Origin of the sequence: Limnohabitans sp., from assembly GCF_040400975.1 — a bacterium.
In the GTDB taxonomy this organism is placed as follows: domain Bacteria; phylum Pseudomonadota; class Gammaproteobacteria; order Burkholderiales; family Burkholderiaceae_C; genus Limnohabitans_A.
In genome coordinates, this window is record NZ_JBBAPF010000086.1 from 1 (window position 1) to 2,245 (window position 2,245).

General features: G+C 63.9%; 3 protein-coding genes. All 3 read right to left on the reverse strand.

What is annotated here, in order from left to right; all coding sequences use genetic code 11:
- Positions 1-822 (reverse strand): secretin N-terminal domain-containing protein (locus ABWQ00_RS15870; protein ID WP_353239627.1); only part of this gene is annotated, 822 nt, incomplete at its 3' end.
- 140 nt (positions 823-962) lie between these two features.
- Positions 963-1,802, reverse strand: a complete 840-nt coding sequence (gene gspN, locus ABWQ00_RS15875; RefSeq protein ID WP_353239625.1) for a type II secretion system protein N — start codon at positions 1,800-1,802, stop codon at positions 963-965.
- Between the two features lie 5 nt (positions 1,803-1,807).
- Positions 1,808-2,245: type II secretion system protein M (locus ABWQ00_RS15880; protein WP_353239626.1), on the reverse strand; the 438-nt coding region annotated here is incomplete at its 5' end.

Below are 2,245 nucleotides of genomic sequence, written 5' to 3' on the forward strand. Positions count from 1 at the left end.
CACATGGATGTCGCCGCTGGCTGCACGCGCACCGGTGGCGCTGGGCTGGTCCAGCTGCACCACCAAGCTGCGCACCAGTGACAAACGGGCGGGGTTGGCGGCGCGGATGATCAAAGCGTTGGTGCGCACCTCGGGCAACACCGTGGTTCTGAAGGTGGTGTCGGTCTGCCCTTGGGCGGCGGGCGTGCCAGCACCCGTGGCCGCGCCCGAATCGATCAGGCGTTGCACCATGGGGGCCAACTCGCCCGCGATGCCGTGCTGCAGGCGGATCACCTCCACACCCGTGGCGTTGGCCACGTCAATCGCTGCGATGATGCGGCCCAGTCTTTGCAGGTTGTCGCTGTAATCGGTGATGACCAAAGCGTTGGTGCCCGGGTTCACGTTGATGGTGTTGTTGGGGCTGATGAGCGGCCTGAGCACGGGCACCAGGTTGTTGGCGTTTTCGTGGTTGAGCTGAAAAATCTGCGTCACGATTTGCCCGCTCTTGACGGGCGCAGTCCCGGCTGTGACGGTGCTGCTTTGCAGTTTGGCCTCGGCTTCGGGCAGCACTGTGTACAAACCGGTCGACTCCACCAGTGCAAAGCCCTGCGTGCGCAACTGTGCTGCAAACAAGCGCAGCGCTTGGGCTGGGGGCACGGGCACGGTGCTCGACAGCGTCATCGTGCCTTTCACACGCGGGTCCACCACCACATTGGCGCCCGACAAAGTGGCCACCGTGCGGGCCACCGCATCGATTTCGGCATTGACAAAGTTGAGGGTGACCGGCTCTTTGCGAGCGACTTGGGCCAGCACCGAGGACGCGCACAAAGCCATGACGGTCATGCAGGCCAGCACCAAAACCGGCTGTCGCCAGCGCACCGCCCGAGACAACAACAGGGGGCTTGGGGTCGTGAAAGAGTGGTGTGTATGGGTGTGCATGGCGGGGTGCATGTCTGGGTGCATGGGGTGTGGATGAAGCGGGTTCATCCCAAAGAGAGCAAGCTGCGCACGCCTTGTCGGCGGCCCAGAATGTTCAACAGGTTATCAAAAGCAGCCTCGTGGCCTTCTTGGGCGCTGGCTTCGCCTGTAAAGCGCAGGCGTTGACCCACCCACTGGCCTTGGCCCGACAACATCAAGGGCCCTTGCAGGGTGCTCAGCTGCAAGCTGGGGGTGGCGGTGCCCTCGGGCGTGCCCGACAGCTCAATCCGGTAACTGCCCATGGGCTTGACCGGGCTCAAGCGCGAAGACATGTTTTGCAGGCTCAGGTCGAGCTGTCCTCTCATTTGCATGCGGCCTTGCGCCCAACTCAGTTGCACCGAGCGGGTGTTCAGCTGCAACTGGCCATGGGCTTGCAAAGTGTTCCAAGGCGCGCCCAGACCCGTCAGCAAGGCCGCTGGCCAGACGGAGGCATGGTCGCCCACCTGAACTTCCAAACTGTTCCAACCCAGGCCCACTTGCACGCTGGCCGCTTGGGCCATGCAGCAGTCGGCCTGCCAGCCCCAACGCGCACCGTTCCAGCTGGGGGCCAGTGTCCAATGCAGTCGACCTGGCAAGGCCTGTGGGTCTCGGCTGCCCGCGCCGCCGCTCAGCACCAACTGTGCAGAGCCTTGCCACACCGTGCCTCGGGGGTTGAGCCATTGCACTTGGCCTTGGCTGGCTTGGTTCACGCCCCAAGCCAGCCAGCGAGCAGGCGCCCACACCGCCAAGGCCAAGCCCATGCCCAAGAGCGTTCCCCACACGGCATGCCGCCAAACCGGTCGCGCGCCCACAACCGCGGCTTGGCGCAGGCCAGATGGGGGTGAAGGGCGCAGGCGTATGGGCATGGTGTTCAGGGCAGGCGCATCACCAAAGTGCCTTGCCAGAGCACTTCGTTGGGCGAAGGGCTGTTGGTCTGTTGCATTTGTGCTTGGTGGGGCAAGGTTTGGGCATGCTCACGCGCTTGGCTCAGCCAGCGGGCCATGGCCAAGGCCGGTACCGCTTCAACACGCAAAGTGACGTCGTCGCCCGTCAGGCTGAGCTTGGCCTTGGGTCCTAAATCGGACAGGTTTTTTTCCAGCCATTGCATGGCTTCGGCACGCGAAACGGTCGATGGTTTTTGCAGACCTTGGGCTTGCGCTTGCCACTGCAACATGCGTTGGGTTTGAGCGTCGATGGCGGCTTGGCGGGCGGGGGCCTCTTGCCAGGTGCGCCAAGCGGGAGCCCAAGCCCATTGCCACACCACCACCACCGCCAAAAAGAAGGCTGCTGCGCGCAGCAGGGTTTGTTC

What these genes read in the sequence shown, in the direction of transcription:
- gspN (WP_353239625.1), bottom strand. Translation starts at nt 1,802, where the DNA reads ATGCCCATACGCCTGCGCCCTTCACCCCCATCTGGCCTGCGCCAAGCC.